The sequence below is a fragment of the Mesorhizobium sp. M8A.F.Ca.ET.218.01.1.1 genome (genome assembly GCF_004791165.1).
Lineage (GTDB): Bacteria > Pseudomonadota > Alphaproteobacteria > Rhizobiales > Rhizobiaceae > Mesorhizobium.
The window spans coordinates 61,315-86,115 of the sequence record NZ_SRUZ01000006.1 but is presented as its reverse complement, the minus strand read 5'-3'; the positions used below and the strand labels follow the sequence as shown (position 1 = coordinate 86,115).

Below are 24,801 nucleotides of genomic sequence, written 5' to 3'. Positions count from 1 at the left end.
CATGCACCTAGAAATAGAGTCATTCGGCCGATGTTCCATGGTTGGCGACACGCTATCGGGCAAACACGTCATTTTGTTAAAGACAGGATTTCTCAGAGATAGGGCGATCCCAGCCAGAGGATGCGGTCAAACAGGCGGATGATGAAGGGCCGCGCGCGCAAGGAGGCCAGCGTCACTGGAACGGCCGTTTCGATCGCCGATCCGATCCGGGTCTCGATCTCGGTGGCAAAACCCGCGTCGAGGACCTCCAGATCGATCTCGAAGTTGAGCCGCAGCGAACGTGCATCGAGGTTGGAGGACCCGACATAAGCCCATACGCCGTCGATCGAAAGCAGCTTGGAATGATCGAAGGGGCCTTCCGTGCGCCATATGCGGCAATAATTCTTCAGGATCTGGTCGAATTGGGCGGTCATGGCGCGGTCGACGAGGAAGAGGTTGTTCACCGCCGGCACCACGACATCGATCTCGACGCCGCGCCTGGCCGCGGTAACCAGGGCGCTGATCAGTTCCCGGTCCGGCAGGAAATAGGGCGACATCAGGCGTATCGACTTGCGCGCGACCGAGAAGGCGCCGATCATCAGTTTGTGGTTGGTTTCGTTGCTGGCGTCCGGCCCGGATGCAACCGCACGCACCAGCATCGGCTGGCCAGCGGGCGGTGAAACCGGTGTGATCCGCCAGGCATCGCCCTTCAGCGCCTCCTTGGTGGCGAAGCGCCAGTCTTCCGCGGCGACCGAGAAGAGATCGGCGACAACGGGTCCGGTGACCTGGAAATGCGTGTCCTGGGCGCTGTTCGACCCGGCGAACTCCGCTGAAAAACCCTTGCGGATGTTCATGCCGCCGGTAAAGGCAACCGTGCCGTCGACCACCAGGATCTTGCGGTGGGTCCGCAGATTGGCATAGGGCAAGCGCAGGCCCATGACGATGTTGCCGTTGAAAACATCCGCCGTGATGTTGGCGCGACGCAGATGCCCCAGGATGCTGGGGACGGAGTAGCGGGCGCCGACGGCATCGATCAGCACACGCACGGTGACGCCGCGCTGGACAGCGCCGGCCAGCGCTTCGACGAAAAGCAGGCCGACCGCGTCATTGTCGAAAATATAGGTCTCGAGCAGGACGCTGCGCTCGGCCCCGTCGATCGCCGCGCACATGGCGGGGTAGGCCTCGTCGCCGCTTTCCAGCACGTCGATTGCATTTCCCGGGTTGAGCGCGCGCCGCGCCACCCTGTCGCCCAGCGTTCTGAGGCCGGTGAACCGCTGTCCATAGCGCTCGATGATCAGCGCCTCTTCGGCGGCGACGTCGCGCTCATGCTTGGCCGACACCAGGCCCTCGGCAAGCGGGCGCTGCGCGCTGATCGTGGCGCGGCGGATGCGGTTGATGCCGGCCACGGCATAGATCAGCACGCCGAGAATCGGCGACAGCACCATGATGCCGACCCAGCCGGTGGCGGCGCGGACGTCCTCCTTGGTCATGACGGCATGGGCAATGCCGATGGTCGCCATCACCACCGAGATGATCGCCAGTATTTGGGGCCAGTGAATCGCCAGGGTCTCGAACATTGCCAGGACTATCCAGCGAGCGCCCGCGGAAGGCAATGCAGCCGGCGATTTCCACACTCACCCATTGGGCTCCGCCGGTGAGAGAACGGCCGGCGCACGGTTATTTGAGCAAGCCAACCAGGACATTGAAAGCGGCGTCGATATCGGCGCGCACCGCGGCCTTGACGGCGTCGCCGTCGTGATCACACAGGGCCGCGAACATCTCCTGATGATGTTCGTTGGCGGTCGAATAGTTTCCCGAATCGTGCAGCATGTTGAAATAGGGGCTGATCTGCAGCCACAGGTTCTCGATGGGAAGGACGGACGATGAGCACAAAGGCACCTGAAACGGCGGCGGAATTTCTGGCCGGCCTCAATGGACAGCGCGTGCTGGTGACAGCAGGCGCCGGCGGCATTGGTTTCGCCATCGCCGACACGCTGTCGCGGCTCGGGGCGCGCATCGTCGTCTGCGACGTGTCCGACGAGGCGCTGGCTGCCGCTCCCGGCAAGATCGATCTGGTGGCCGCGGTCAAGGCCGACGTCTCACACGAAGACGACGTCGACCGGCTGTTCGAGACGGTCGCCGAAAAGCTCGGCGGGCTCGATGCCCTGATCAACAATGCCGGCATTGCCGGCCCGACCGGCGGCGTCGACGAGATCGAGCCGAACGACTGGCGGCGCTGTCTCGATGTCTGCCTGACCGGCCAGTTCCTGTGCGCGCGGCGCGCCGTGCCGATGATCAAGGCGGCGGGAGGCGGCTCGATCGTCTCGATGTCGTCGGCCGCCGGCCGCCACGGCTATGCTTTCCGCACGCCTTACTCGGCCGCCAAGTTCGGCGTGATCGGCTTCACACAGAGCCTTGCCAAGGAGCTCGGGCCGCACGGCATCAGGGTCAATGCCATCCTGCCCGGCATCATCGAGGGTCCCCGCATCGAGGGCGTCATCTCGGCGCGCGCCAGGCAGATCGGCATCAGCCACGAAGAAATGACCGGGCGCTATCTGCAGAACATCTCGCTGCGCCGCATGACCAGCCCTTATGATGTCGCCTCGATGGTCGCCTTCCTGCTTTCGGATGCGGGGATAAACATTTCCGGCCAGTCGCTCGGCGTCGACGGCAATGTCGAAACACTTTGAGGGCAAGATCCATGGCACAGGTTGCGATCGTCGGCAGCGGATTCATCGGGCGGGCCTGGGCGATCAGTTTCGCGCGCGCCGGTCATGACGTCCGCATGTGGGACCAGTCCCGCGCCGCGACCGGCGGCGCGCGCGACTACATAGCCGGTGTGCTCGGCGATCTCGCTGCCAACGACCTGCTGCGGGGACAGTCCGCCGCCACCGTGCTCGATCGCATCACTGTTGCCGCCGAACTCGGCGAGGCGCTGGCCGGCGCGATCCATGTCCAGGAGAACACGCCGGAAAATCTCGAGGTCAAGCGTGAGGTGTTTTCGCTGATCGACTCTGCTGCCGATCCGCGAGCGGTGATCGCCAGTTCCAGCTCGGCGCTGTTGCCGTCGAAATTCACCGACCATTTGCAAGGGCGGCATCGCTGCCTTGTCGTGCATCCGATCAATCCGCCCTACCTCATTCCCGCCGCCGAGGTCGTGCCAGCGCCGTGGACATCGGCCGAGACGCTCGAAAGAACACGCGCCTTCCTCATCGAGGCCGGCCATGCGCCGCTGGTGATGAAGCGCGAACTCGACGGGTTCATCATGAACCGCCTGCAGGGCGCGTTGCTGGAGGAAGCGTTCCGGCTCGTCGCCGACGGCTATGCCAGCGTCGAGGACGTCGATATCGGCATCCGCGACGGGCTGGCGCTGCGCTGGTCCTTCATGGGACCGTTCGAGACCATCGACCTCAACGCGCCCGGCGGCGTGCGCGACTATGTCGAGCGTTACCAGGGCATCTATTCCAACATCTTCCCGCAGATGTTGCGCCGGATCGACTGGGCGGGCGAGGTGATGGAGACGGTCGAGGCCGAGCGCGGCAAACGCCTGCCGAGGGAAAAACTAGGCGAGCGGCAAGTGTGGCGCGATCGCCGGCTGATGGCGCTGGCGGCGCACAAGAAGAAATCGGATCAGGAGTTCGGACAATGAAAGAAACCAGCCGCAAGCCCGGCGCCACGGTGGCCAGGGGCAAGGTCATCATCACCTGCGCGGTGACCGGAGCGATCCACACGCCGACCATGTCGCCCTATCTGCCGATCACGCCGGACCAGATCGCGTCGGAAGCGATCGCGGCGGCCGAGGCGGGAGCGGCAATCCTGCACCTGCATGCCCGCGATCCCGAGACCGGCAGGCCCGACCAGACGCCGGAGGCGTTTGCCCGCTTCCTGCCGCGCGTCAAGCAAGGCACCAATGCCGCCATCAACATCACCACCGGCGGCAGTCCCTACATGAAGGTCGAGGAGCGGGTGAAGCCGGCCGCTCAGTTCAAACCGGAAGTGGCCTCGCTCAACATGGGTTCGATCAATTTCGGGCTCTACCATCTCGCCGACAAATACGAGACCTTCAAATTCGACTGGGAAAAGCCGCATCTGGAAGCGACGCGCGATCTCGTCTTCCGCAATTCGTTCAAGGACATCGAATACATTCTGGCGACTTGCTACGACAACGGCACGCGCTTCGAGTTCGAGTGCTACGACATCGCGCATCTCTACAACCTTTCCCATTTCGCCGATCGCGGGCTGGTGAAGCCGCCCTTCTTCGTGCAGTCGGTGTTCGGCCTGCTTGGGGGCATCGGCACGCATCCGGAGGATGTCGCCCATATGAAGCGCACCGCCGACCGCTTGTTTGGCGACCAGTTTCGCTGGTCGGTGCTCGGCGCCGGCGCCAGCCAGTTGCGCATCGCCGCGCAGTCGGCGGCGCTTGGCGGCAACATCCGCGTCGGGCTGGAGGACAGCCTGTGGGCCGGCAAGGGCAAACTCGCCAAATCGAATGCCGAGCAGGTCGTGCTGGCGCGCAAGATCATCGAAGGGCTTGGCATGGAAGTGGCGACACCGGACGAGGCGCGCGAAATCCTGTCATTGAAGGGCGGCGACCAGGTCGCCTTCTGACGCGGCCCGCTGCCGCGCTTTCCCGGGACGGCGTGGCGTCGTCAACCGTCACGAGGCGACGCGCGGCAGCAAGCGCGCCGTCGACCGCGAGAGCCTCCGCCGCGAAGCATTGCTGCCCTGTTGGCGGCGGGCGGTCGTTCGAGCGCTGAGCAGTTGCTCGATCACGCTTCGATGGAGTCCCCTTTGGGAAAGCCCACCCTGACCCAGAGGAAAGCTTAGAGCCGGTGTGATCCGGCATCGTCCTGTGCTGCTTTGGTCCTCCGGGGTTTCCTGTTCTTTGGTGCTACATCTATTGTATATCAGAGGGAATGAAATTACCGATGTAACACTTCGATTGAAGGCGAGGGGGGCGCCGAATGATGACTTTCAACTTCCGGGGGCCACCCGCGGGCGACGGCGATATGTCGGCCGAATGCCAGGAGCAGTTGCTGCCTCTCATCAATGAGATCGTCCAGGCGGCGGTGGCGGCCGGCTGGAATCGGGACGACGTTCTTCTGGCTTTCGTGGAACTCGCCTGGGATCTGTACGAGAAACGGCGCGGTGATCTGTAGCAGCGGCCGCCGATAACCGGATCCACACCGCAGGCGTCGATCTCGCGGACAGGTTATGATCCGCGCAGGCTGCGCCAACGGCCTCAATCAGTCGTTGACCAGAATACAGAATCGCATGACCGGTCGTGTCAGGACCGATCGGCGAAACTCCGGATGACGAGGCCTCGCGCCAGACGAAAATGAACGCTCGTCAACTCCTATTCGCTGGCCATTTTTTTCTTTCTCGAATAAAGATTTTTCTTTGCGCGTGGGAGTTCTTCCCAAGCCAAGGTGTGTGCGTTACGCTGCGTTCGGGTCGGGAAAAGGGTATTCGAAGTAGCGTCGATACGGCTGAGGCAGCGCGAATGAACAATGCGGACGAGGCTCGGGAAAGCGGCGTTTCCCGAGGCATCGATCGGGAGCGGACAGCTCGATACGTCCTGGACATCATTCCTGAAAGTGCCGGTCCGCGAAGGGCCACCGCGCAAGGAAGCGTGATCTATTCCGTTCGCGGGCCAGGCTCGCAGGCATTCCCGGCCAAGGAACACTCCGTAGGCATCGTGCTTGCGCCCATACGCAAGTTGAGGGCCTCGCTCGGCAGCGACAAGCTCCAGCAATACGATGCGCCGGTCGGGTGTCTCGTCATCAATCCCGCCGGCGTGGACAGCAATCTTGCCTGGTCCGTGACCAGGGAAAATGCCCTGGTCTCCATCTCTTCCGAAGCACCGTCGGCTTTGGCTGCTCATGAGTTCGACATCGGCAATCCTCGCCGGGTTTTCGGATCAAAGTCATTTAGCCGCCGCCATGAAGAAACACAGGGGAAGGACACCAACCGGTTATGCTTCCGCCAGAAACTGAGGCGCTTCTGCGCCTGCAACCGGAAACGATTACGGCCAGGAGTCCAAGAGAAAACCGGACGGCTTCGCCGGGAGAGCCGCGCCGCGCGGTATGGCAAAGCCGCCCCATCAGGTGCCCGGGGCTCGGAGACCGGGATTTCCTGCAAGGAAATCGGTGTTCTGCAAAATACGTCCATCGCGAATGCGCCCATGGTCGAGGCGAGAAATTGATCGATGCGCCCGGATGCTTCGAGGATTGCCACCGGCATGGATGTCGAGGGGAGTGGGATATCTCTTGCCGGCTCGCCCTCACCACCGTCCGTCCGGCTTGTTCGAACAATTCCACCGGCCCGGACAATTCCCCCGGTAATGGCGGTCCAGACTGGTCCATCACGATTTATTTTTCCGGGAACCGCGTGGACGCCGCCAAGGTTTGGCTTGCGCAGGGACCCCTCAGGAGGCCGAAACGGTGCGGCGCGATGATGCCCCCCCAAGATGGATTGCGGATGTGGTGAGACAGCCGCTGGCGAATGTAAAAGGCGGGCTTTCCGCCAGCAGTGCGGGCAAGGTGCGGGACTTCCTGGATGAGAACTTCTCGCGCAAGCTGGCGATTTCCGAGATGGCCGCGGTCTGCGGGCTTTCATCCTATCACTTCGTGCGGGCCTTCTCGCGGACGTTCGGGATGCCGCCGCATCAGTATATTCTCGATCTGCGGCTGGATTTTGCGGAGAGACTGCTTGCCGAGAGCAGCCTGGCGATCGCCGACATTGCCCATCTCAGCGGTTTCTCGAGCCAGAGCCATTTCACCACCATGATGAAGAAATACCGGCATGTAACGCCACTGCGGTCGCGCTCGAACAAGCTTATCTCGAAGACCAGGTGACGGATAGGCTGCGGCATATCTTGGAAATATAGGTGATACCTATTAAAGTTCCGGCTAAAGTAATAAGCCGTTAACCTCTGCCGAGTTGTTCCGCGATTTTTTCTTACGACACAGCAAGATCGTGAAATACCGCGCACAAGAATCATGTCTTTCTGCCGCTTGGGGGAATTGTCTGACATTTTCATGCCGACTGGCGCGCTGAGAGGGACCATGACCGACAATTGCATCTCACGTCACTCGTTTGTCCAGCATCGCGCCGCGCTTTTCGCCAGTCACTGGATCGCGAATGCCGATCCTCGCTCCCGCTCGGCCCGGCGCCGCCTGATGGCTGTACTGCGCATGGCGTCCCGCGTTCTAGGCATGCGTCGTAAAGATCGGGGTATCGGTGCGATTGGGGCTGTTTTCGGCGTCTTGGGGCTGGTTATTGCGCCTCAGGCATTTGGCCAAGTTATTCCAGGCGGTAACTATACAGCGGGCGCCGGAACGGCGAGTGGTGCCAACGGCATCGCGATCGGTTGCACAGGATATACGGCCACCGTCGGAGCGCCGACGGGAGGCATGGCCATCGGCTGCCGAGCGATTTCCAACGGGAATAATTCAGTTGCGATCGGAGTCGATGCGCAAACCCAAGGCGGCGGGGCTGTCGCCATGGGTCAAGGATCCGCGGCGACCGCGCAGAATTCGACTGCCGTAGGCAACTTCGCTGCTGCGAGCGGGCTGCGCGCGAGCGCTTTCGGCACAAACACCGTTGCGTCCGGATTGGATTCTCTCGCCCAAGGCAGCTTCGCCGCCGCTGGCGCCCAGAACGCAGTGGCTCTCGGCTTCCAGGCACAAGCCACGCAGCTAAATTCGGTCTATCTCGGTTCGCGCACCGTTGCTGGAACAGGAGCGCTGGCACAGAGCGCCATCGGCATCGGCACGGATGTTACAGCATCCCAGGTCGACGCCATCGCGGTCGGACGTTCATCCGTTGCGTCGGCTCAATATTCGGTGGCTCTCGGCCTGAGCGCAAAAGCCACCGGCGCCGGCGGCGCGATGGCGCTGGGCCAGGGCACGATCTCAAGCGGCACCAATTCGGTAGCGCTCGGCGTTCAGGCCAGTGCCACGTTGGCCGGCGCCAATGCTTTGGGTACCTTCTCGGTCGCTTCGGGAGGTAACTCCACGGCGGTCGGCACCAGTTCCACCGCCAGCGGCGCCAATTCGTTCGCCGGAGGCTGGGGATCTGTCGCCAGCGGTGCCAATTCCACTGCCGTAGGACGTCAGGCCGCCGCGATCGGCACAAGCGCCACGGCGATGGGTGATGCAGCCAAGGCCTGGGGCAACCAGTCCATCGCATTCGGCGTGAACGCGCAGGCAGGCGTTCAGGCCAACACGGCCTTGCCTAACAGCATCGCGATTGGCACCAATTCGCTTGCTTCCGGCGGCTTCGGCGTCGCGCTCGGCCAGGCCACTCAGGCCACTGCCGATTTTAGCACGGCAGTCGGTAATGGGGCCGTTGCCAGCGGCGCAAACGCCTCCTCATTCGGCGTCCTGGCCAGCGCGACGGCAAATAATACCCTCGCCGCCGGCGTCAACGCCGGTGCCAGCGGAGCCGGCAGTACCGCTCTCGGCAGTGGTGCCCGAACCACCGCCGTGAATGCCGTCGCTGTCGGCGCTGGGACGAGCGCGTCCGGGATAAACTCCGTCTATATCGGCCAGACCAGTTTTGCGACGAGCGCCAGCGGACAGAGCGCCATCGCCGTCGGCACGGACGTGACGTCATCCGGGGACGACGCCCTTGCGATGGGGCGTGAAAGCGCGGCGACTGCAACCAACGCCATCGCGGTCGGTCTCCAGTCTTCCGCTGATACCGCCGACTCCGTCGCCATCGGCACCAGGGCGATCGCGACCGGGGGGAAGGCTGTCGCAATCGGCGCAGACAACGTTGCTTACGGCGACGGCGCGGTGGCCATCGGCGATCCTAGCTTCGCCAGCGGCACCGGCGCCTTTACCGGCGGCGCCAACAACATCGCCAACAGCGACGGCACGGCAACCGCCACCGCGGCCAATACGGCCAACGGTGCTGTCGCCATCGGCAACAACAACAAGGCGATCGGGCAAGGCTCCGTGGCGCTGGGCAACGGCTCCACAGCGGGTGCCGCCGGCCTCGCCGGCAATGTCGCGCTCGGCAACGGTGCGGCGGCGGCGGCAAGCTCCGGCGACGTGGCGCTCGGCTCGGGTTCGGTGACCGCCGTAGCGGTCGGCACGCCCAACGCGGTGATCAACGGCACCACCTACGCCTTCCAGGGCACCAACCCGACCTCGACGGTCAGCATCGGCGCGCCCGGCGCGGAACGCACTATCACCAATGTCGCCGCGGGGCGGATCAGCTCGACGTCGACCGATGCCATCAACGGTTCGCAGCTCGCCGCCACCAACCAGGCCGTCGATGCCATCGGCACCACGCTCAGCACCATCGGCAGCGGCGTGACCAATCTCGGCAACACGATCAACAACATCGCCGGCGATACCTCGACCGCCTATACCGATGCCAACGGCATCGGTATCCGCTACGCCCGCACCAACGAGGCCGGGCTGGCGCAAACGGACTCCTTCGCACAGGGCGTCGGCTCCACGGCCGTCGGCTACCAGGCGACCGCGACCGGCGTCAGCGGGCTGGCGCTCGGCCGCGACAGCGCGGCCAGCATCGACGGCAGCGTGGCACTCGGTTCGGGCTCGGTGTCCGATCGCGCGATCGCTCCCGCTTCCGGGCAGATCGCCGCAGGTCCGTCGAACTTCATCCAGTACAACACCACCGACAAGGCGCTGCTCGGCGCGGTTTCGGTCGGTACCGCCACATCTTACCGGCAGATCACCAACGTCGCCGACGGCACGCAGGACCAGGACGCCGTGACGGTGCGCCAGCTGGCGGGGGCGATCGCGGCGGTCTCTGCCACCTCGACGAAATATTTCCATGCCAATTCGACAGCTGGCGATTCGCTCGCGGTCGGAGCGGAATCGGTCGCGGTCGGCCCGACCACGGTCGTCAACGGCGACAATGGCGTCGGCATCGGCAATGGCGCCATCGTCGACCAGACGGCGCCTGGCGGCACCGCCATTGGCCAGAACGCTCATGTGATGCTGGCCGACGGTATCGCGCTCGGCACCGACTCGACCGCATCGGGCATCCAGTCGGTGGCGCTCGGCGCCGGCGCCCAGAGCACCTTCGCCAACAGCGTCGCACTGGGTGCGTCGTCAACCACCACGGTTGGCGCGCAGGCTGGCTACGCCGCCTTTGGCCTGACCGCTCCGCAGACCTCGGCCGGCGAAGTGTCGATCGGCGCCGCGGGCGCCGAGCGCAAGCTCACCAATGTCGCGGCGGGCTCGGCCGGGACCGATGCCGTCAACGTCTCGCAGTTGCGCGGCGTCTCGCAAAACGTTTCCAACCTGTTCGGCGGCGGCACCACGGTCAATCCCGACGGCTCGATCACCGGCCCGACCTACACCATCCAGGGCAACAATTATTCGACCGTCTTTGATGGTTTCACTGCCGTCGACAATGCGCTGACCAACATCAACAATGGCGGTGGCATCAAGTATTTCCACGCCAATTCGACGCTGGCCGACTCCACCGCCAGCGGCACCGACAGCGTCGCGATCGGGCCGGCCAGCGTGGCCAGCGGTACCAACAGCCTTGCCGCCGGCAATGGCTCGACAGCCACGGGGCAGGGCGCCGTCGCGCTCGGCCAAGGCGCCAAGGCCAACAACGCCAGCGATGTGGCGCTCGGTTCGGGTTCGGTGTCGCAGACCGCCGTCGGCACGTCCAGCACGGTCATCAACGGCAAGACCTACGCCTTCGCCGGCACGACCCCGACCGGGACCGTCAGCGTCGGCGATGCCGGAACCGAGCGGACGATCACCAATGTCGCCGCCGGGCGCGTTTCCTCCGGCAGCACCGATGCGATCAACGGGTCGCAGCTCTACGCCACCAACACGGCGATCGAGGACCTGACCAAGACGATCGGCGGCATCGGCGGCACCGTCCAGAACACCGTGCAATACGACACCGTCAACAATCCGGACGGATCGACGACCAGGACCAACAAGATAACGCTGCAGGGCGGCGACCCGAATGCGCCTGTCGTCATCTCCAATGTCGGCCCCGGCGTTACCGGCACCGACGCGGTCAACGTCAACCAGCTGAACCTGAACCTGGCTCAGAGCAAGACCTATACCGACCAGGTGGCGGTCACGACGTTGCAGCAGGCCAACAATTATACCGACCAGAAGCTCAGCCAGCTGAATTCCGACATCAGCGGCATCAGGGACGAAGCACGGCAGGCGGCGGCAATCGGACTGGCGGCAGCCTCGCTGCGCTATGACGACCGTCCCGGCAAGCTGAGCGTGGCGGCGGGCGGCGGCTTCTGGCGGGATTCGAGCGCCTTTGCCTTCGGCGCTGGCTACACCAGCGAGGATGGCCGCATCCGTGGCAATTTGTCGGGCACGGCGGCGGGTGGAGATGTCGGTGTCGGCGCCGGCCTGAGCTTCACCTTGAACTGAGGCGGGCAACTGGCGGCAATGAAAAGGCGAACCGGCCATGACAGGCTAGACGCAGACTCGGGAAAGCCGTTTGGCTTTCCCGGATTTGCCATGGCATGCCTGACCTGCCTGGCGCTTGCCGGCGGGCTGGCGCCGGCTGCCGGGCAGGTGGCTTCGCCCTACAGGATCAAGCCCTCCGAGGTGGTCGTGCCTCCCGACGTGAAGCTCGGACAATACCAGCGCACCATCCGTCCTTTCGAGAACTGGACGCTGATCTGCGACGAGAACCTCAAGGCGCGCAAGAAGGTCTGCAATGTCTCGCAGGTGATCGAGGACGGCGCCGGCAAGATGGCGTTCAGCTGGTCGCTCGCCGCCACCCAGGACGGCAAGCCCTACATGATCCTGCGCACCGCGCCGAACGCCAGGAGCGATGGGCTGGTGTCGCTGAAGTTCGATGGGCGCGCCGAGCCGATCGACGTGCATCTGAACGGCTGCAACGAAATGGTCTGCGTCGGCATGCTGCCGGTGGGACCCCTGATGCGCCAGGAGATAGCGCAGAAGGCGACGCCGGCTATTTCCTATCCGACCACCGATGGCCAGACCATTACCGTCACCGCAACGCTCAAGGGGCTGTCCGAGGCCCTTGCGCCAATCAAATAACCGAGGCAGCACCGTGAGCCAGCAAGACCCGTTCATCTCCGCGACGCGCAGCAACCCGACCGTCGAGCCGGATCGGCGACGGGTCGTCGAGCCGGACCGCAAGAGAACCGTCGAGCCGCCGCGGCGGTGGCCGCGAGTCATTGGATTTTCGCTGCTGGGGCTGGCCATGATGGGCATTGGCTTTGCCGGCGCGAACTATGCCGCGATCGCCGGCCTGGTCGGCAGCCCGACGGCCGCTCAGGCCGAGGCGGCCGCCCCTCCCGCGCTGCCGGACACGCCCTTCCTCCAGCACGTCAAGCAGGCTGGCGTGCAGGCCTGCTCGACCGTCTTTCCGGTGCTCGGACAGCTTTTGACGACGGGCTCGAAATACAGCGTCAAATCCCTGTGGAACGACCAGGCCGCCGACAAGCACGCCGTGCAGGCCTTTGTCGGCATGGACTATGCCACCGACCGTTACAGCGGGCCGGCTGCCGGCGTGGTCTTCGTGTCACCCACCGCTTCGGGTTGCGAGGGCGCGATGGTGCGGGTGGCGCCGTTCGCCAGTCCGTGCGCCGACATTCCGTCCGTTCTTCCGCAAGGCAGCAAGATCACGGATCATCTCGGACAGGTCGAAGTGTACGAGCTTGGCGGCAACACGGGCGAAGCCCTTCTGCTGCCGACGGGCAACACATGCGTGGTGATTTCCATCGCATCGGCGGCCAAGTGAGGATGTCAGGCGAATGGGCGAGACGCCCTGGAAAGGATTGCGGACCATGAAGTCGCGACGTTTGACAGTCTTGTGCATGGCCTTGCTGTGGAGCGGGCAGGTCGTCTCGGCCGATCTGGTGGAGCCGTCCGAGCCGCCACAGGAGGAGAAAGGCATCTGGGCGGCAATCGCCTATTCCCAGACCGACACCAAGTACGGCTTCTTCTGGGGCGCCGATAAGCGGCAGGAAGCGAAGGACATTGCGCAGAAATATTGCGAGAACGCCGGTGGAAAAGCCTGCAATGTCGTTGCCGTGTTCCGCAATCACCGCCATTGGACGGACGACGACGAGACCGGATTTCCCTACAAGCATTGCGGCGCGCTCGCCGTGGCCGACAAGGTGGATCACCGGTTCACTCCCTGGGGCGTGAACTCGGCCGAGACCCGCCGGGAGGCGGAGGACCTCGCGCTGCAGGCCTGCGAGGCAGGGGGGATCCAATGCAAGATCCGCGAATGGGTCTGTACGTGACCGTTGCCGTGGGGCCCCGAAGCCGACACTTTGGGCATTTGCCCGGCACCGAAGAGAAGGCCGCATTCATTGGTTCGTAGACATTTTTCGCTGAAGGCAGCCGTCATCTGCGCGGCGACCTTCTCCGCTTCGCTACCGGCTGCTTTCGCGCAACAGCAGCAGGCTGCGTCGCTTCCGAATGGCGCGTCGTCGCTCCAGGAAACCTATCAGGACTGGCAGCTGGCCTGCGTCATACAGGACAATGCCCGGGTCTGCACGGTCTCGCAGGACCAGACGCAGAAAAACGGCCAGAGGCTTCTGGCCGTGGAGTTGCGCGCGGCGCAGAAGGGCGGATTGATCGGAACCTTGCTGCTGCCCTTCGGCATCCTGTTCGATCCCGGCGTGGCGGCCCAGATCGACGACCAGCCGCCCGTCGGGCCGTTGAAGTTCAGGACCTGCCTGCCGAATGGCTGCGTGGCGCTGTTTCCGATCGACCGGGCGCTGATGCAGAAGCTCAAGGCAGGCAGCGAGCTCAAGCTCGACGTCACCACAGCGGCCGAGACCACGCTGAGTTTTCCGGTGTCGCTGAAAGGCCTTGGCGCTGCCCTTGACCGCATGGTCGCGCTCAGCGCGCGTTGAGGAGCATGGCGACAGCGGCCCGAGCCTTGTAGCGAAGGAACGAACGCGCAGCCCTCGGATCAAGACAGCAGGATTTTCCGGCGAGCGAAGGTCTCGGCGATGGCGAGAACCGCGGCGTGTATCGGCCCCGCGGTCAGACTGGGCATGACCGACGCGTCAACGACAAAAAGATTGTCGAGCGCCTTGAGCTTGAGATTCGCATCGACGACGGCGTCCGGGTCCTTGCCCATCCTGCAAGTGCCGCAGGGATGGTGGTGTGTAATGACCGACCGCGCGATGAAGTCGTCCATTTGAGCCGCACCGTTCAAGGTGCCTGGCAGGAGCTCGCGCTCTCGCCAGCCGGCGAGTTCATCTCGATGTCCGACTGTCCGGGCTGCCTCGAGCGCCTGGCGAAACAGCGCGCGGTCCCGATCGCTTTGCAGGTATGCGGGGTCAATGATCAATCGATCGTCGAGTTCCGGCCCGCTTATGCGCAGGCTGCCGCGGCTCGTCGGATGGGTGATCCCGAACAGCAGCGAATATGCCGTGCCAGCGGCAGGCGCCTGAAAGCGTTCGGACACGATCGGCGCGACGCCGCAACCAACGGCAATTTCGGGCTGGCCGGTGCCGGTAAACCCGTCGGCCCGCATATAGGCCATCGACTCCGAGTGCTGGAGGCGCGAGGGGGGAACGGGCTTGCGGGCCGCATAGAGGTTGCCGGCACCAAGCAGGTGGTCCTGAAGGTTTCGACCGATCTCCGGCATATCGATCAGGCAGCTGACGCCCGCGGCGCCGAGTACATCGTGCGGACCGATGCCCGAGCGCATCAGCAAGGCCGGACTTTCCAGCGCGCCGGCGCAAAGCACGATTTGATCGGCAAGGATTTCGACCCGACCCTGCCGCCCCACGACCTCGAGGCCGCGGACCTGATTGCCCTCCAACTTGAGCCGCCGCCCCCGCGATCCCGTAAGAATGGTCAGGTTCTTGCGGCTTCGAACCGCCGGCGTGAGCCAGGCGTCGGCCACCGTGACCCGCCGACCGTCTCGAATGTTCAAGGAGTTCGGGGTGACGCCGATCATCTGCCCGCTGTTGTGACCTTCGAGACGCGGCAGGCCGAGCGAAGCGCCGGCTTCGATGAACGCGCGTGCGACCGGACTTACCTCGTCCGTTGGCAAATGGACGGGCATCGGCCCGCCCTTGCCGTAAAGGCCGTTGCCACCGAGCGGGTGATCCTCGATAGCCTGAAACGCGGGCAGCAATTCATCCCAGCTCCATCTGTCATCGCCGGTCGCGTCGACCCATGCCTGGAAGTCGAGGGGATGGCCACGCATGTAGCCCATCGCATGCAGGCAGCTCGAGCCGCCCACCAACCGCCCGCGCGCCCAGTGATGCACCCGGCCCTCAGTCCCGGTTTGCGGGTCCGTGCGATAGTCCCAATCGTAGCCGCGCCCCTGAAGCGCCGGCCAGGCGGCGGGGTTCCAGATGTCGGGGTCCGCCGCCTCTTCGCCCGCCTCGATCAGCAGAACGCGACTGTCCGGCTCTTCACTCAGTCGTGCTGCAAGCAACGCGCCAGCCGACCCGCCGCCGACGATGACGATATCGGCATCCGCTCTGCGCTCGACATTGGCACTGGTCATCATCACTCCATCTGCCGGCTTCGACGGCCGGCATGTCTAACCCCGACGGGGTGAGCCCCGCCTGATTCGCGTTCGGCGGACCCTCGATCCGCAACGTCATGAAGGATTTCGAGTTTTCAGACGGAGCAACCGCCTTCCGAAAAACTCAAATCGCGCTGTCCATGGACATCTTCGCTGCCGCTTTCGCCTTCAACAGGTGATTCTTCGAGGCTTTGCGCGCGGCCTTCTCATCGCCGGCGGCGATGGATTCGAATATCTCCTTCATCTCCGCCAGGCTGCTTTGTGCCCGGCCTTCCAATGACATCGATCGTCCTCGAAAGAAGCTGATCCTGGCCACCAGGCCGCGATGGACTTCCTCAAGAATGGGATTCCCGCAATTCGAGAGTATGATCGAATAGAAGTCCGCGGCGGTCATGACCTGCGCCAGGCTGTCATTGCTGGATGCCGCCTCTTCGAACGCGGAAAGAGACTTCTCGAGTTCAAGCAACTGCTCCGGGGAAATTCTCGACGCGCATCGTCCCGCCGCCTCGACTTCCAGCAGCTCTCGAACCTCGTAGATGGCGGTTGCCACCTCCCACGAAAGTGACGGAATTGATGGCCCGCGGTTGGGTACAATCTCGATCAGGCGCTCGGCCTCGAGACTGCGCAAAGCTTCCCTCAGCGACGGGCGACTGATGCCGAGCTGTGTGCACAGCTGACTTTCGATGAGGCGGCTTCCCGGCTGGAACACTCCGGAGAAGATGGCGAGCCGTAACTTGTCGACGGTCTCCCGCTGCACCGTCCGTGGCGAAATCCGCAAATTCAAATCTGGAGGCATGGGCAACGTCTCATAGGTTTGAGTCGCAATCTCCGCGGCACCATACGCGACGCGGTGGAAAATAGCCAGATTGTCAAATCTGAAGATTGCAAGAATGTCAGACAATCTTCTTGACGCGCTCCCGGCTGTATGATCCTTTTGAATGAGACGGGCAGTGATGGTGAGGATCATGAACATGGCGGCAGAGATAGCTTGCGACCCATTTGGCTCGCGACGCATCGACACCGGCAGCATCGCCTTGAACGTGCGCGAGACTGGCAACGGCCCGTTGATGCTGTTTTTCCACGGCATAACCTCCAACTCGGCGGTCTTCACGCCGTTGATGGCTCGGCTCTCGGATCGTTTCACGACCGTAGCTGTTGACCAGAGGGGGCATGGCCTCAGCGACAAGCCGGACAGCGGCTACGAGGCGAATGACTATGCTGACGACATTGCCGGCCTGATCCGCACGCTCGACCGGGGGCCTGCCATCCTCGTCGGACATTCCCTTGGCGCGAGAAACTCCGTCACCGCCGCCGTGAGATATCCGGATCTGGTACGGTCGGTCGTCGCAATCGATTTCACGCCATACATCGAAACCGAGGCGCTGGATGCGCTGGAAGCCCGCGTGAACGCGGGAAGCCAGCTTTTCCAGGATATCGAGGCCGTCGAAGCCTATCTTGCCGGCCGCTATACCAACATTCCCGCCGCTGCCATCAAGATCCGAGCCGAGAGCGGCTATCATCGGGTCGACGGCGGGCTGCGGCCATTGGCGTCGCCCGAGGCCATGGCCCAGACAGCCAAGGGCCTGCGATCAGACCTGGCGCCCGCCTATCGGGACGTGACGAAGCCCGTCCTCATCGTTCGGGGCGAGGCGAGCAAATTGGTTTCGGCGGCGGCGCTTGCAAAAACAAGCCGGTTGCGGCCGGATCTGGCCGTGGTCGTCGTTCCGGGCGCCGACCATTACGTCAACGAGGTTTCTCCCGAGATCACGCTGAAAGCCATCACGAATTTCATCGACGCCTGACGGCCCAACACGCCGTCTTCTTGCACGCAGCATCAGGATAGAAAATGGCCAATGTAAACAGAACCCAGGGTAAGGCGCGCCGTGCCGAGGTCGCTGGCGGCGGCTTTGCCGGCCTGACAGCCGCCATCGCTCTCAGGCAAAACGGCTGGGACGTCAGGCTGCACGAAAAGAGCTCGGATCTGCGGGCCTTCGGCGCGGGTATCTATCTCTGGCACAATGGCCTGCGTGTCCTCGAGGGACTGGGCGCCCTGGATGATGTTCTCCAAGGTTCGCACACGCCTCCCACCTACGAGACCTGGATGCACAACAAGTCGGTTTCCAAGGAGACGTTCAACGGTCTTCCCTGGCGCATCATGACCCGCAGCCACCTGCACGATGCCTTGGTCAACCGCGCCCGTGCGCTGGGTGTCGACATATCGGTCAACTCCGAAGCGGTCGCCGCAGATCCGGAAGGCCGCCTGACGCTTCAGACCGGAGAGGTTCTCGAGGCCGACCTGATCGTCGGCGCCGACGGCGTCGGCTCCAAGGTCAGGGATTCCATCGGCTTCAAGCAGGACCGATGGGTTTCCAAAGACGGTCTCATCCGACTGATTGTCCCTCGCAAGAAGAAGGAACTCGGTCACGGCGAGTGGGACAACACCATTGACATGTGGAACTTCTGGCCACGGGTTCAGCGCATCCTCTACTCGCCCTGCAACGAGAATGAGCTCTATCTCGGCCTCATGGCTCCGGCCGCCGATCCGCGGGGGTCGCAGGTTCCGATCGACCTCGAGGTTTGGGTCGAGATGTTTCCTTTCCTGGAGCCCTGCCTGATCGAGGCGGCGAAGCTGAAAACCGCCAGGTACGACAAGTACGAAACGACCAAGCTGGACAGCTGGACAAGAGGCAAGGTCGCCCTCGTGGGCGATGCCGCGCATGCGATGTGCCCGGCTCTTGCCCAGGGCGCCGGTTGCGCGATGGTCAATGCCTTCAGCCTGTCGCAGGACCTGGAGGCGGGCTCTTCGGTCGAGGACGCGCTCGTCGCGTGGGAAAAGCGCATTCGCCCGATCACCGATCGCTGCCAGGCGCTGTCCGGCGACTACGCGGCGAACCGCTCGCTCTCGAAGGGAAACATGTTCACGCCGGCAGCTCTGGAAGCAGCCCGCTACGACCCGCTACGCGGCGTCTTCTCATGGCCGCAGTAAGCTCGGACCGGCGGTCAACGAATTAATCGGCGCGTGCGGAAACTGCGCGCACCCTTCAGGAGATAAAGATGAACTATTCCAGTGAAGTCGAACGGGACTATGACGTCAGGGGTTGGTACGCCTCGGTCCAGGAAAGCCGGCATGACGGCGGCCAGCCTGGCGAGACCCTCGTCAAAGTCGCGACTGGCGTCGTCATACGCAATCCGTATGCCGGAAAGTTCGTCGCCGAACTGTCCGAGCTGACGAATCCGAGCTCAGCCATCGGTCATGCGCTCGGTGAGCGGGCCGTGGCGCTGCTCGGCAACAGGCCGGTCGAAAGCTATGGCAAGGGCGGTATCGCGGGCACATCAGGCGAACAGGAGCATGTCGTCGCCTGCATCACCACGGTGTTCGGAGATCCGCTGCGGCAGCAGGTCGGGGGCGGCAAGGCCTGGATTTCGTCGGTCAGCAAGGTCGCCGCCGCCGGCACATCCATCGATATCCCGCTTGCCCACAAGGACGAGCTCTACATCCGTTCCCACTATGATGCGGTCACCTTTTCCGTGCCGGATGGCCCGCGCCCCGATGAGCTTTTGATCTGCGTCGCCGTCGCATCGGGTCCGCGCGTGCATCAGCGCGTCGGAGGCAAAACCGTCGCCGACCTCAAGGTCGGTGTCTAGTTCGATCGAAATTGGCGAAGGACGAATTCCATGCCCCTGAACATCAAGGACCTCAAGATCACATCGGCTGATTTCAAGCCGCTCGGAAAATTGCGCGACGAGCATGCCGGCGACAAAGGCAATGTGTTGCCCAGGCTTACGGTCAGCGGCGTGCCGGCAGGCGCGAAGGAACTCGCGGTCATCTGCCATGATCCCGACGCGCCGTTGCCCAACGGCTTCACGCACTGGGTCGTCTACGGCATCGATCCGTCGACCACCGATCTTTCGGACGCGCAGGAAAAATTCCGCGTCGGCCCCAACGGCGCCGGCGGCAAGCAGTATTACGGGCCTCAGCCGCCCGCTGGCCATGGCGAACATCACTACTACTTCTGGGTCTATGCCTTGGACACCCACGTCGAAGGGACACCCACCAGGGAGGAGTTCCTGCAGAAATATGCCGGCAACATCATCGAGCAGAATCGGATCGTCGGCATCTACGAAAACAAGTGAAATCCGCGGCGCCGGCGACCGATAACAACAACAAGAATGGTCGCTGTCACCGCAATGGGAGAATTGGAAATGAGAGACAACGGCCCCGTGCACCAGAAGGTCTTCGAAGAGCTGGTCACAGCGACGAAGATCCTTCTGAACGAAGGCATTATGGATACGTTCGGGCACATCAGCGCCCGTGACCCGGAGGATCCCGAAAGCTTCTTCCTGGCCCAGAAGCTTGCTCCGAGCCTGATTACCGTCGACGACATCCAGCGTTTCAATCTCGACGGCGAGACGTCGGATAACAGACCCTCCTATCTTGAGCGCTACATCCACAGCGAGATCTATAAGGCGCGGCCCGACGTTCAGTGTGTGCTCCACACCCATTCTCCGGCTGTCCTGCCGTACTGCTTCGTCGATACGCCGCTTCGGCCGGTCACCCACATGGGCGCATTCATCGGCGAGTCGGTCCCGGTCTACGAGATTCGCGACAAGAATGGCGACGAGACGGATCTCTTCGGCGGCAGCCCCGGGGTCTGCGCGGATATCGCCGAAAGTCTCGGCAACCAGACCGTGGTCCTCATGGCGCGGCATGGCGTCGTCAATGTCGGCAACTCAGTGCGGGAGGTCGTCTTCCGCGCCTTCTATCTCGAACAGGAAGCGGCAGCGCTCACGGCCGGCCTGCGGATCGGCAATGTCAAATATCTGTCGCCGGGCGAGATAAAGACCGCAGGAAAACTCGTCGGTGCCCAGATCGATCGAGGATGGAATCACTGGTCGCAGCGTCTCAGGCAAGTGGGCCTTGCCTGATCCTTGAACATGGCCTGGAAGAGCTTGGTCCGAGCCAAGCTCTCCGGTCTCGATCTCGATAATTCTCTGGCGCCCGAGCGTCAGGCGAAAGCAACAAAACCATGCCGCATGCGGAAAGTTACGACTACATCATCGTTGGGGCCGGATCGGCCGGTTGCGTGCTCGCCAACCGGCTGAGCGCCGACCCCGGATGTTCGGTGCTGTTGCTGGAGGCCGGCGGCTGGGATCGCGACCCCATGATCCACATACCGCTTGGCTGGGGTAAGATCCTGACGGAGCGCCGCCATGACTGGATGTATTTCTGCGAGCCGGAAGACAATGTCGGAGGCCGCAGGGTCGAGTGCGCGCGCGGCAAGGTGATCGGCGGGTCGTCGTCGACCAACGCCATGGCCTATGTGCGGGGCAATCGCGGCGACTACGACCGTTGGGCGGCCAGCGGGCTCCAAGACTGGTCGTACGATAAAGTCCTGCCGTATTTCCAGAAGCAGGAAAGCTGGGAAGGGGGCGGCAACCGTTTTCGTGGTGGCAATGGTCCAGTCAGCACCCAGTTCTGCCGCTACAAGGACCCGCTGATCGACGCCTTTGCGCAAGCCAGCGTCGAGGCGGGTTATCCGCAGACGGACGACTACAATGGTGAGCGGCAGGAAGGGTTCGGCCGCCTGCAGATGACGATTTCGAAAGGCCGGCGCAGCTCGACCGCGTCCGCCTATCTGCGGCCGGCCCTGAAGCGGCCCAACCTGACCGTCCTGACCGGAGCGACGGCGACGAAGATCATCCTGCAGGGCACGCGCGCCACCGGGGTGGTGATGAACCACGGCGGCGGCGAACGGACGGTCGTCGCCCGCAAGGAAGTCCTGCTCTCGGGCGGCGTCATCAACACGCCGCAACTCCTGATGCTGTCCGGCATCGGGGCGCCGGAGGAACTGGCGGCGCACGGTATCCAGACGCGGGTCGACCTGCCGGCGGTCGGCAAGAACCTGCAGGATCACGTCTCGGTCATCCTCATGTACCGACGCCGGGCTCCGGGCGGCCCTTTCCTTCGCAACATGCGTGCCGATCGGATCGGGTTCGATTTCGCCAAGACCTACTTCACGGGTCGGGGTTTCTCGGGCGATGTCCCCGGCGGCGTTGTCGCCTTCCTGAAAAGCGGTCCGGAACGGCCGTTACCCGATGTGCAACTGCTGTTCACGGCGGCTCCGCTTGCCGCGTGGCCATACCTCAAGCCGTTCAAGGCGCCATTTCCGGACGGTTTCGCCACGCGGATCGTGGCGACGCAGCCTGAAAGCCGGGGGGCGGTGAAACTGCCCTCGGCCGATCCTCTCGCGGCGCCGCTGATCCATCAGAATTTCCTCGCTTCGCCGAAAGACTGGGAGTCCCTTCGGGCCGGTTTCCGGGTGGCGAGGGATCTCGCGGCGCAGCCCTCCATGCAGCCCTTCATCGAGGCGGAGTTCTTTCCCGGTCCCAAATGCCAGAGCGACGAGGAGATCGACGAGCATATCCGCAAGACCTCCATCACCGTGCATCATCCGGCCGGGACATGCCGCATGGGGGCCGATACGGCCTCGGTCGTCGACCCGCAATTGCGCCTTCGCGGCGTCGACGGCCTTAGGGTGGTGGACGCGTCCGTCATGCCCGACCTGGTCTGCGGAAACATCAATGCGGCGGTGATCATGATTGCCGAGAAAGCCGCCGACCTCATCGCGGCATCAAAAGCAGCAACGGAAAGCAGGGCAGCGTGATGATCCAACGTATCGCCATCATCGGTCTGGGTACGATGGGGCCAGGCATGGCCGCCCGGCTTGCCAGGGGCGGCCTGCAGGTCGTCGCCTACGATGTTGCCCCGGCGGCGATCGAGCGCGCGGGGGCCATGCTGGGCGTCGCCGAGACCGTTCTGGATTCCCTGGGTATCGCGGTGCCTCCGGCCGGCGCCGGAACGGTCCGCTTCACGGATGATATCGCGGACGCGGTATCGGGCGCCGACCTCGTCATCGAGAACGTTCCTGAAAATATCTCGATCAAGGCCGATGTCTATCGCACGATCGACAGCCTGATCGCGTCGGACACGATCGTCGCGTCCGACACGTCGGGCATCCCGATCACCAAGCTGCAGGCGCATATCTCGCATCCGGAGCGGATGGTGGGCATGCACTGGTCGAACCCGCCGCACATCATTCCGATGATCGAGATGATCGCAGGCGAGAAGACCGCGCCGCGGACCGTGACTGTTATCCGCGACCTGATCCGCTCGATCGGCCTGTTGCCGGTGGTGGTCAAGAAGGACGTTCCGGGCTTCGTCGAGAACCGCGTGCTCTATGCGCTGCTGCGCGAGGCGGTCGACCTCGTCGAGCGCGGTGTCATCGAGCCGGAAGATCTCGACACCTGCGTGTCCTGGGGCATCGGTTACAAGATCGCCGTGATCGGGCCGATGGCGCTGCTCGATATGGCGGGCCTCGATATCTACAAGTCCGTCTCGTCTTTCCTCAACGCCGATCTCTCCAATCGCGACGACGTCGCGCCGATGGTGCTGGAAAAGACGAATGCGTCGAAGCTCGGCATCAAGTCGGGGGAGGGCATGTTCTCCTATACGCCTGAGCAGATAAAGGCGCTGCAAGGGGAGCGGGCGCGCAAACTCGTCGCGGTGCGGCGCATCCTGGAAGGCCGGGAGTAGCCAATGACACATCGTGCTCACAAGGCCGGTCGGATTTTGGCGCCGCATGGAGGATCAAACCATGCGTGTTGAGACCATTCGGGCAGCCGGCGGCCGGCCGGCCCATATCCGTCACGACGACCTGATCTCCGCCAAGGGCGTTTCGGTGGTCATGGCCAGGCAACTGGTTCTGCAGAACATCGATCTTTCGGTGCCGAAGGGATCGTTTGTTTCTCTCATCGGTCCTTCCGGTTGCGGCAAGAGTACCTTGCTCAAGGTTCTGGCCGGGCTGGTAAATCCGACAAGCGGCAGCGTTTCGATCGCCGGGCTTTCGCCAGTCGAGGCGGCGCGCAAGCGCATGATCGGCCTCGTCTTCCAGGACGCCAACCTGCTGCCGTGGAAGAATGCCGTCGACAACGCATCCATGCTGCTCGGCATCGCCGACAAGTCGCTGTCGCGCGCGGAGCTGCGGGCACGCGGACAGGAGATGCTTGAGCTGGTTGGCTTGGGCGATTCCGCCCACAAGCGTCCAAACGAATTGTCGGGCGGCATGCGCCAGCGCGTCGCCATCGCGCGGGCCCTGGCGCTCGATCCGGCGGTGCTGCTGATGGACGAGCCGTTCGGCGCGCTCGACGCCATTACCCGCGATTCGATGGGCCAGTCGCTGCTGGAGATCTGGCAGCGCACCGGCAAGACCATCGTTCTCGTCACGCACTCCATCGACGAGGCCATTCATTTGTCGCGCCATGTCCACGTGCTGGGGATCAAGCCCGGCCGGATCACCGAGAGCCTCGACATTGGCCTGCCCTATCCACGCGATCTGTCGGTGACGGAAGATCCGGAGTTCGTCAGGCTGGTGGTTCAACTGCGCACCATGCTGCGCGCCAGCCATCAACCGGGAGGCGCGTCATGAGCGATCAACCCATCCCCAATCTCTCCGACTCGCGGCTTGCCTCGAACTGGGCGGCCGCGACCGGCAGCTGGCTCCCAGCGGTCATACTTCTGCTGGCGACGATCATCGTTTGGGAAGCCGTGGTGCGGACCTTCGCCATCTCCGCCTTCATCATTCCCGCCCCGTCCGAGATCGCGCAATCGCTGGTCGCGCAATGGGAAACGCTGATGCAGGCGACCCTGGTGACCGCGGGCGAGATCCTGTTCGGGTTCCTTGTCTCCGTCGTGGTCGGCGTCGCCATTGCGCTGGTCATCGTGCGCTTCGACTGGCTGGGGCGAGCGCTCTACCCGCTGGTGGTGCTGTTCCAGAACGTGCCCAAGGTGGCGCTGGCGCCGATCTTCATCCTCTGGTTCGGCTACGGGCTCGCGCCCAAGATCGGCCTGATCCTGGTCATCGCCTTCTTCCCGGTGACATTGTCGATGCTGGCCGGCATGCAATCGGTCGATCGCTCGCTGCTGTCGCTGATGAATTCGGTCGGCGCCAGCCCGACGCAGATCCTGTTCAGGATCCGCGTCCCGCATTCGCTGCCGAACCTGATGGCGGGAACCAAGATCGCGGCCACGCTAAGCGTGATCGGCGCCATCGTCGGCGAATTCGCCGGCGCCTCGGACGGGTTGGGCTACGTCATCCAGTTCGCCTCGACCCAGCTCGACACCGCGCTGGTCTTCGCGGCGCTGCTGCTCGTCTCCGTGCTCGGCATCGCCTTCTACTACGCGGCCGAAATCCTCGAACGCATCGTGGTGCCGTGGGCACCCAAATTCAGCCAGGCCTAGGCCTCTCGATCAACCACCGA

The 24,801-nt window shown here is 63.7% G+C and carries 24 protein-coding genes; 20 read left to right on the top strand and 4 right to left on the bottom strand.

The window, feature by feature from the left end:
- Nucleotides 1–92: 92 nt before the first annotated feature.
- Both EN861_RS21730 and EN861_RS21725 read right to left on the bottom strand, forming a co-directional pair.
- Nucleotides 93–1,556 carry a phosphatidylserine/phosphatidylglycerophosphate/cardiolipin synthase family protein gene (locus EN861_RS21730; RefSeq protein ID WP_127275588.1) on the bottom strand — a complete coding sequence of 488 codons (1,464 nt, stop codon included), beginning with the start codon at nt 1,554–1,556 and terminating at the stop codon, nt 93–95.
- Nucleotides 1,557–1,656: 100 nt separating this feature from the next.
- Nucleotides 1,657–1,872 (bottom strand): FCD domain-containing protein, encoded by a 216-nt coding sequence (locus tag EN861_RS21725; protein WP_245512082.1) that lies wholly within the window; start codon nt 1,870–1,872, stop codon nt 1,657–1,659.
- Here EN861_RS21725 and EN861_RS21720 point away from each other — a divergent pair.
- The 11 genes from EN861_RS21720 to EN861_RS21670 all read left to right on the top strand — a co-directional run bounded on the left by EN861_RS21720 (nt 1,863) and on the right by EN861_RS21670 (nt 13,846).
- Entirely contained in the window at nt 1,863–2,669 is an 807-nt protein-coding gene (locus EN861_RS21720) for an SDR family oxidoreductase (protein WP_127275587.1), read from the top strand. The two genes, EN861_RS21725 and EN861_RS21720, sit on opposite strands and share 10 nt — an antisense overlap.
- Nucleotides 2,670–2,680: 11 nt before the next feature.
- Nucleotides 2,681–3,628 (top strand): 3-hydroxyacyl-CoA dehydrogenase, encoded by a 948-nt coding sequence (locus EN861_RS21715; RefSeq protein WP_127275586.1) that lies wholly within the window; start codon nt 2,681–2,683, stop codon nt 3,626–3,628.
- Nucleotides 3,625–4,587 carry a 3-keto-5-aminohexanoate cleavage protein gene (locus EN861_RS21710; protein WP_127869839.1) on the top strand — a complete coding sequence of 321 codons (963 nt, stop codon included), beginning with the start codon at nt 3,625–3,627 and terminating at the stop codon, nt 4,585–4,587. Before EN861_RS21715 ends, EN861_RS21710 begins: the two co-directional genes overlap by 4 nt.
- A 356-nt stretch (nt 4,588–4,943) precedes the next feature.
- Nucleotides 4,944–5,138 carry a hypothetical protein gene (locus EN861_RS21705; protein ID WP_127280931.1) on the top strand — a complete coding sequence of 65 codons (195 nt, stop codon included), beginning with the start codon at nt 4,944–4,946 and terminating at the stop codon, nt 5,136–5,138.
- Between the two features lie 344 nt (nt 5,139–5,482).
- Nucleotides 5,483–6,184, top strand: coding sequence for a hypothetical protein (locus EN861_RS35520; RefSeq protein WP_189343700.1), 702 nt, complete (start codon nt 5,483–5,485; stop codon nt 6,182–6,184).
- 238 nt (nt 6,185–6,422) lie between these two features.
- A complete protein-coding gene (locus EN861_RS21695; protein WP_245511693.1) occupies nt 6,423–6,836 on the top strand; it encodes an AraC family transcriptional regulator in 414 nt (137 codons plus the stop codon).
- A 210-nt stretch (nt 6,837–7,046) separates the two neighbouring features.
- A complete protein-coding gene (locus EN861_RS21690; protein WP_135865519.1) occupies nt 7,047–11,375 on the top strand; it encodes a YadA-like family protein in 4,329 nt (1,442 codons plus the stop codon).
- Between the two features lie 90 nt (nt 11,376–11,465).
- Nucleotides 11,466–12,014 (top strand): invasion associated locus B family protein, encoded by a 549-nt coding sequence (locus EN861_RS21685; RefSeq protein ID WP_135865517.1) that lies wholly within the window; start codon nt 11,466–11,468, stop codon nt 12,012–12,014.
- A 13-nt stretch (nt 12,015–12,027) separates the two neighbouring features.
- Nucleotides 12,028–12,720 carry a hypothetical protein gene (locus tag EN861_RS21680; protein ID WP_135865515.1) on the top strand — a complete coding sequence of 231 codons (693 nt, stop codon included), beginning with the start codon at nt 12,028–12,030 and terminating at the stop codon, nt 12,718–12,720.
- Nucleotides 12,721–12,766: 46 nt separating this feature from the next.
- Entirely contained in the window at nt 12,767–13,228 is a 462-nt protein-coding gene (locus EN861_RS21675; protein ID WP_135865513.1) for a DUF4189 domain-containing protein, read from the top strand.
- 69 nt (nt 13,229–13,297) lie between these two features.
- The gene (locus EN861_RS21670) at nt 13,298–13,846 is read left to right on the top strand and encodes an invasion associated locus B family protein (RefSeq protein ID WP_135865511.1); all 549 of its coding nucleotides are present in this window, start codon (nt 13,298–13,300) and stop codon (nt 13,844–13,846) included.
- Between the two features lie 59 nt (nt 13,847–13,905).
- Here the strand turns inward: EN861_RS21670 and EN861_RS21665 are convergent, their stop codons facing one another.
- Nucleotides 13,906–15,462: a GMC family oxidoreductase gene (locus EN861_RS21665; RefSeq protein WP_135865510.1), complete on the bottom strand. Its 1,557-nt coding sequence runs from the start codon at nt 15,460–15,462 to the stop codon at nt 13,906–13,908.
- Between the two features lie 145 nt (nt 15,463–15,607).
- Nucleotides 15,608–16,570, bottom strand: coding sequence for a GntR family transcriptional regulator (locus EN861_RS21660; RefSeq protein WP_245512080.1), 963 nt, complete (start codon nt 16,568–16,570; stop codon nt 15,608–15,610).
- Between EN861_RS21660 and EN861_RS21655 the strand changes: the two genes are divergently transcribed.
- From EN861_RS21655 to EN861_RS21615, 9 genes are all read left to right on the top strand, one after another.
- Nucleotides 16,455–17,285: an alpha/beta hydrolase gene (locus EN861_RS21655; RefSeq protein WP_245512079.1), complete on the top strand. Its 831-nt coding sequence runs from the start codon at nt 16,455–16,457 to the stop codon at nt 17,283–17,285. The two genes, EN861_RS21660 and EN861_RS21655, sit on opposite strands and share 116 nt — an antisense overlap.
- A 44-nt stretch (nt 17,286–17,329) precedes the next feature.
- Nucleotides 17,330–18,469, top strand: a complete 1,140-nt coding sequence (locus EN861_RS21650; RefSeq protein ID WP_135865506.1) for an NAD(P)/FAD-dependent oxidoreductase — start codon at nt 17,330–17,332, stop codon at nt 18,467–18,469.
- 68 nt (nt 18,470–18,537) lie between these two features.
- Entirely contained in the window at nt 18,538–19,128 is a 591-nt protein-coding gene (locus tag EN861_RS21645) for an amino acid synthesis family protein (protein WP_127275691.1), read from the top strand.
- Between the two features lie 30 nt (nt 19,129–19,158).
- Complete coding sequence (locus EN861_RS21640) at nt 19,159–19,617, top strand: YbhB/YbcL family Raf kinase inhibitor-like protein (RefSeq protein ID WP_127275690.1); 459 nt, start codon at nt 19,159–19,161, stop codon at nt 19,615–19,617.
- A 36-nt stretch (nt 19,618–19,653) separates the two neighbouring features.
- Nucleotides 19,654–20,409 (top strand): class II aldolase/adducin family protein, encoded by a 756-nt coding sequence (locus EN861_RS21635; RefSeq protein WP_245464240.1) that lies wholly within the window; start codon nt 19,654–19,656, stop codon nt 20,407–20,409.
- 101 nt (nt 20,410–20,510) lie between these two features.
- Nucleotides 20,511–22,148: a choline dehydrogenase gene (locus EN861_RS21630; RefSeq protein WP_127869831.1), complete on the top strand. Its 1,638-nt coding sequence runs from the start codon at nt 20,511–20,513 to the stop codon at nt 22,146–22,148.
- The gene (gene fhmpcd1 / locus EN861_RS21625; RefSeq protein ID WP_135865503.1) at nt 22,148–23,077 is read left to right on the top strand and encodes a 5-formyl-3-hydroxy-2-methylpyridine 4-carboxylate 5-dehydrogenase; all 930 of its coding nucleotides are present in this window, start codon (nt 22,148–22,150) and stop codon (nt 23,075–23,077) included. The genes EN861_RS21630 and fhmpcd1 overlap by 1 nt, the downstream gene beginning before the upstream one ends.
- Before the next feature lie 61 nt (nt 23,078–23,138).
- On the top strand, nt 23,139–23,969 hold the full coding sequence (locus EN861_RS21620; protein WP_135865500.1) for an ABC transporter ATP-binding protein: 831 nt from the start codon (nt 23,139–23,141) through the stop codon (nt 23,967–23,969).
- Nucleotides 23,966–24,781 carry an ABC transporter permease gene (locus EN861_RS21615; protein WP_127869828.1) on the top strand — a complete coding sequence of 272 codons (816 nt, stop codon included), beginning with the start codon at nt 23,966–23,968 and terminating at the stop codon, nt 24,779–24,781. Before EN861_RS21620 ends, EN861_RS21615 begins: the two co-directional genes overlap by 4 nt.
- The last annotated feature ends 20 nt before the right edge of the window (nt 24,782–24,801 follow it).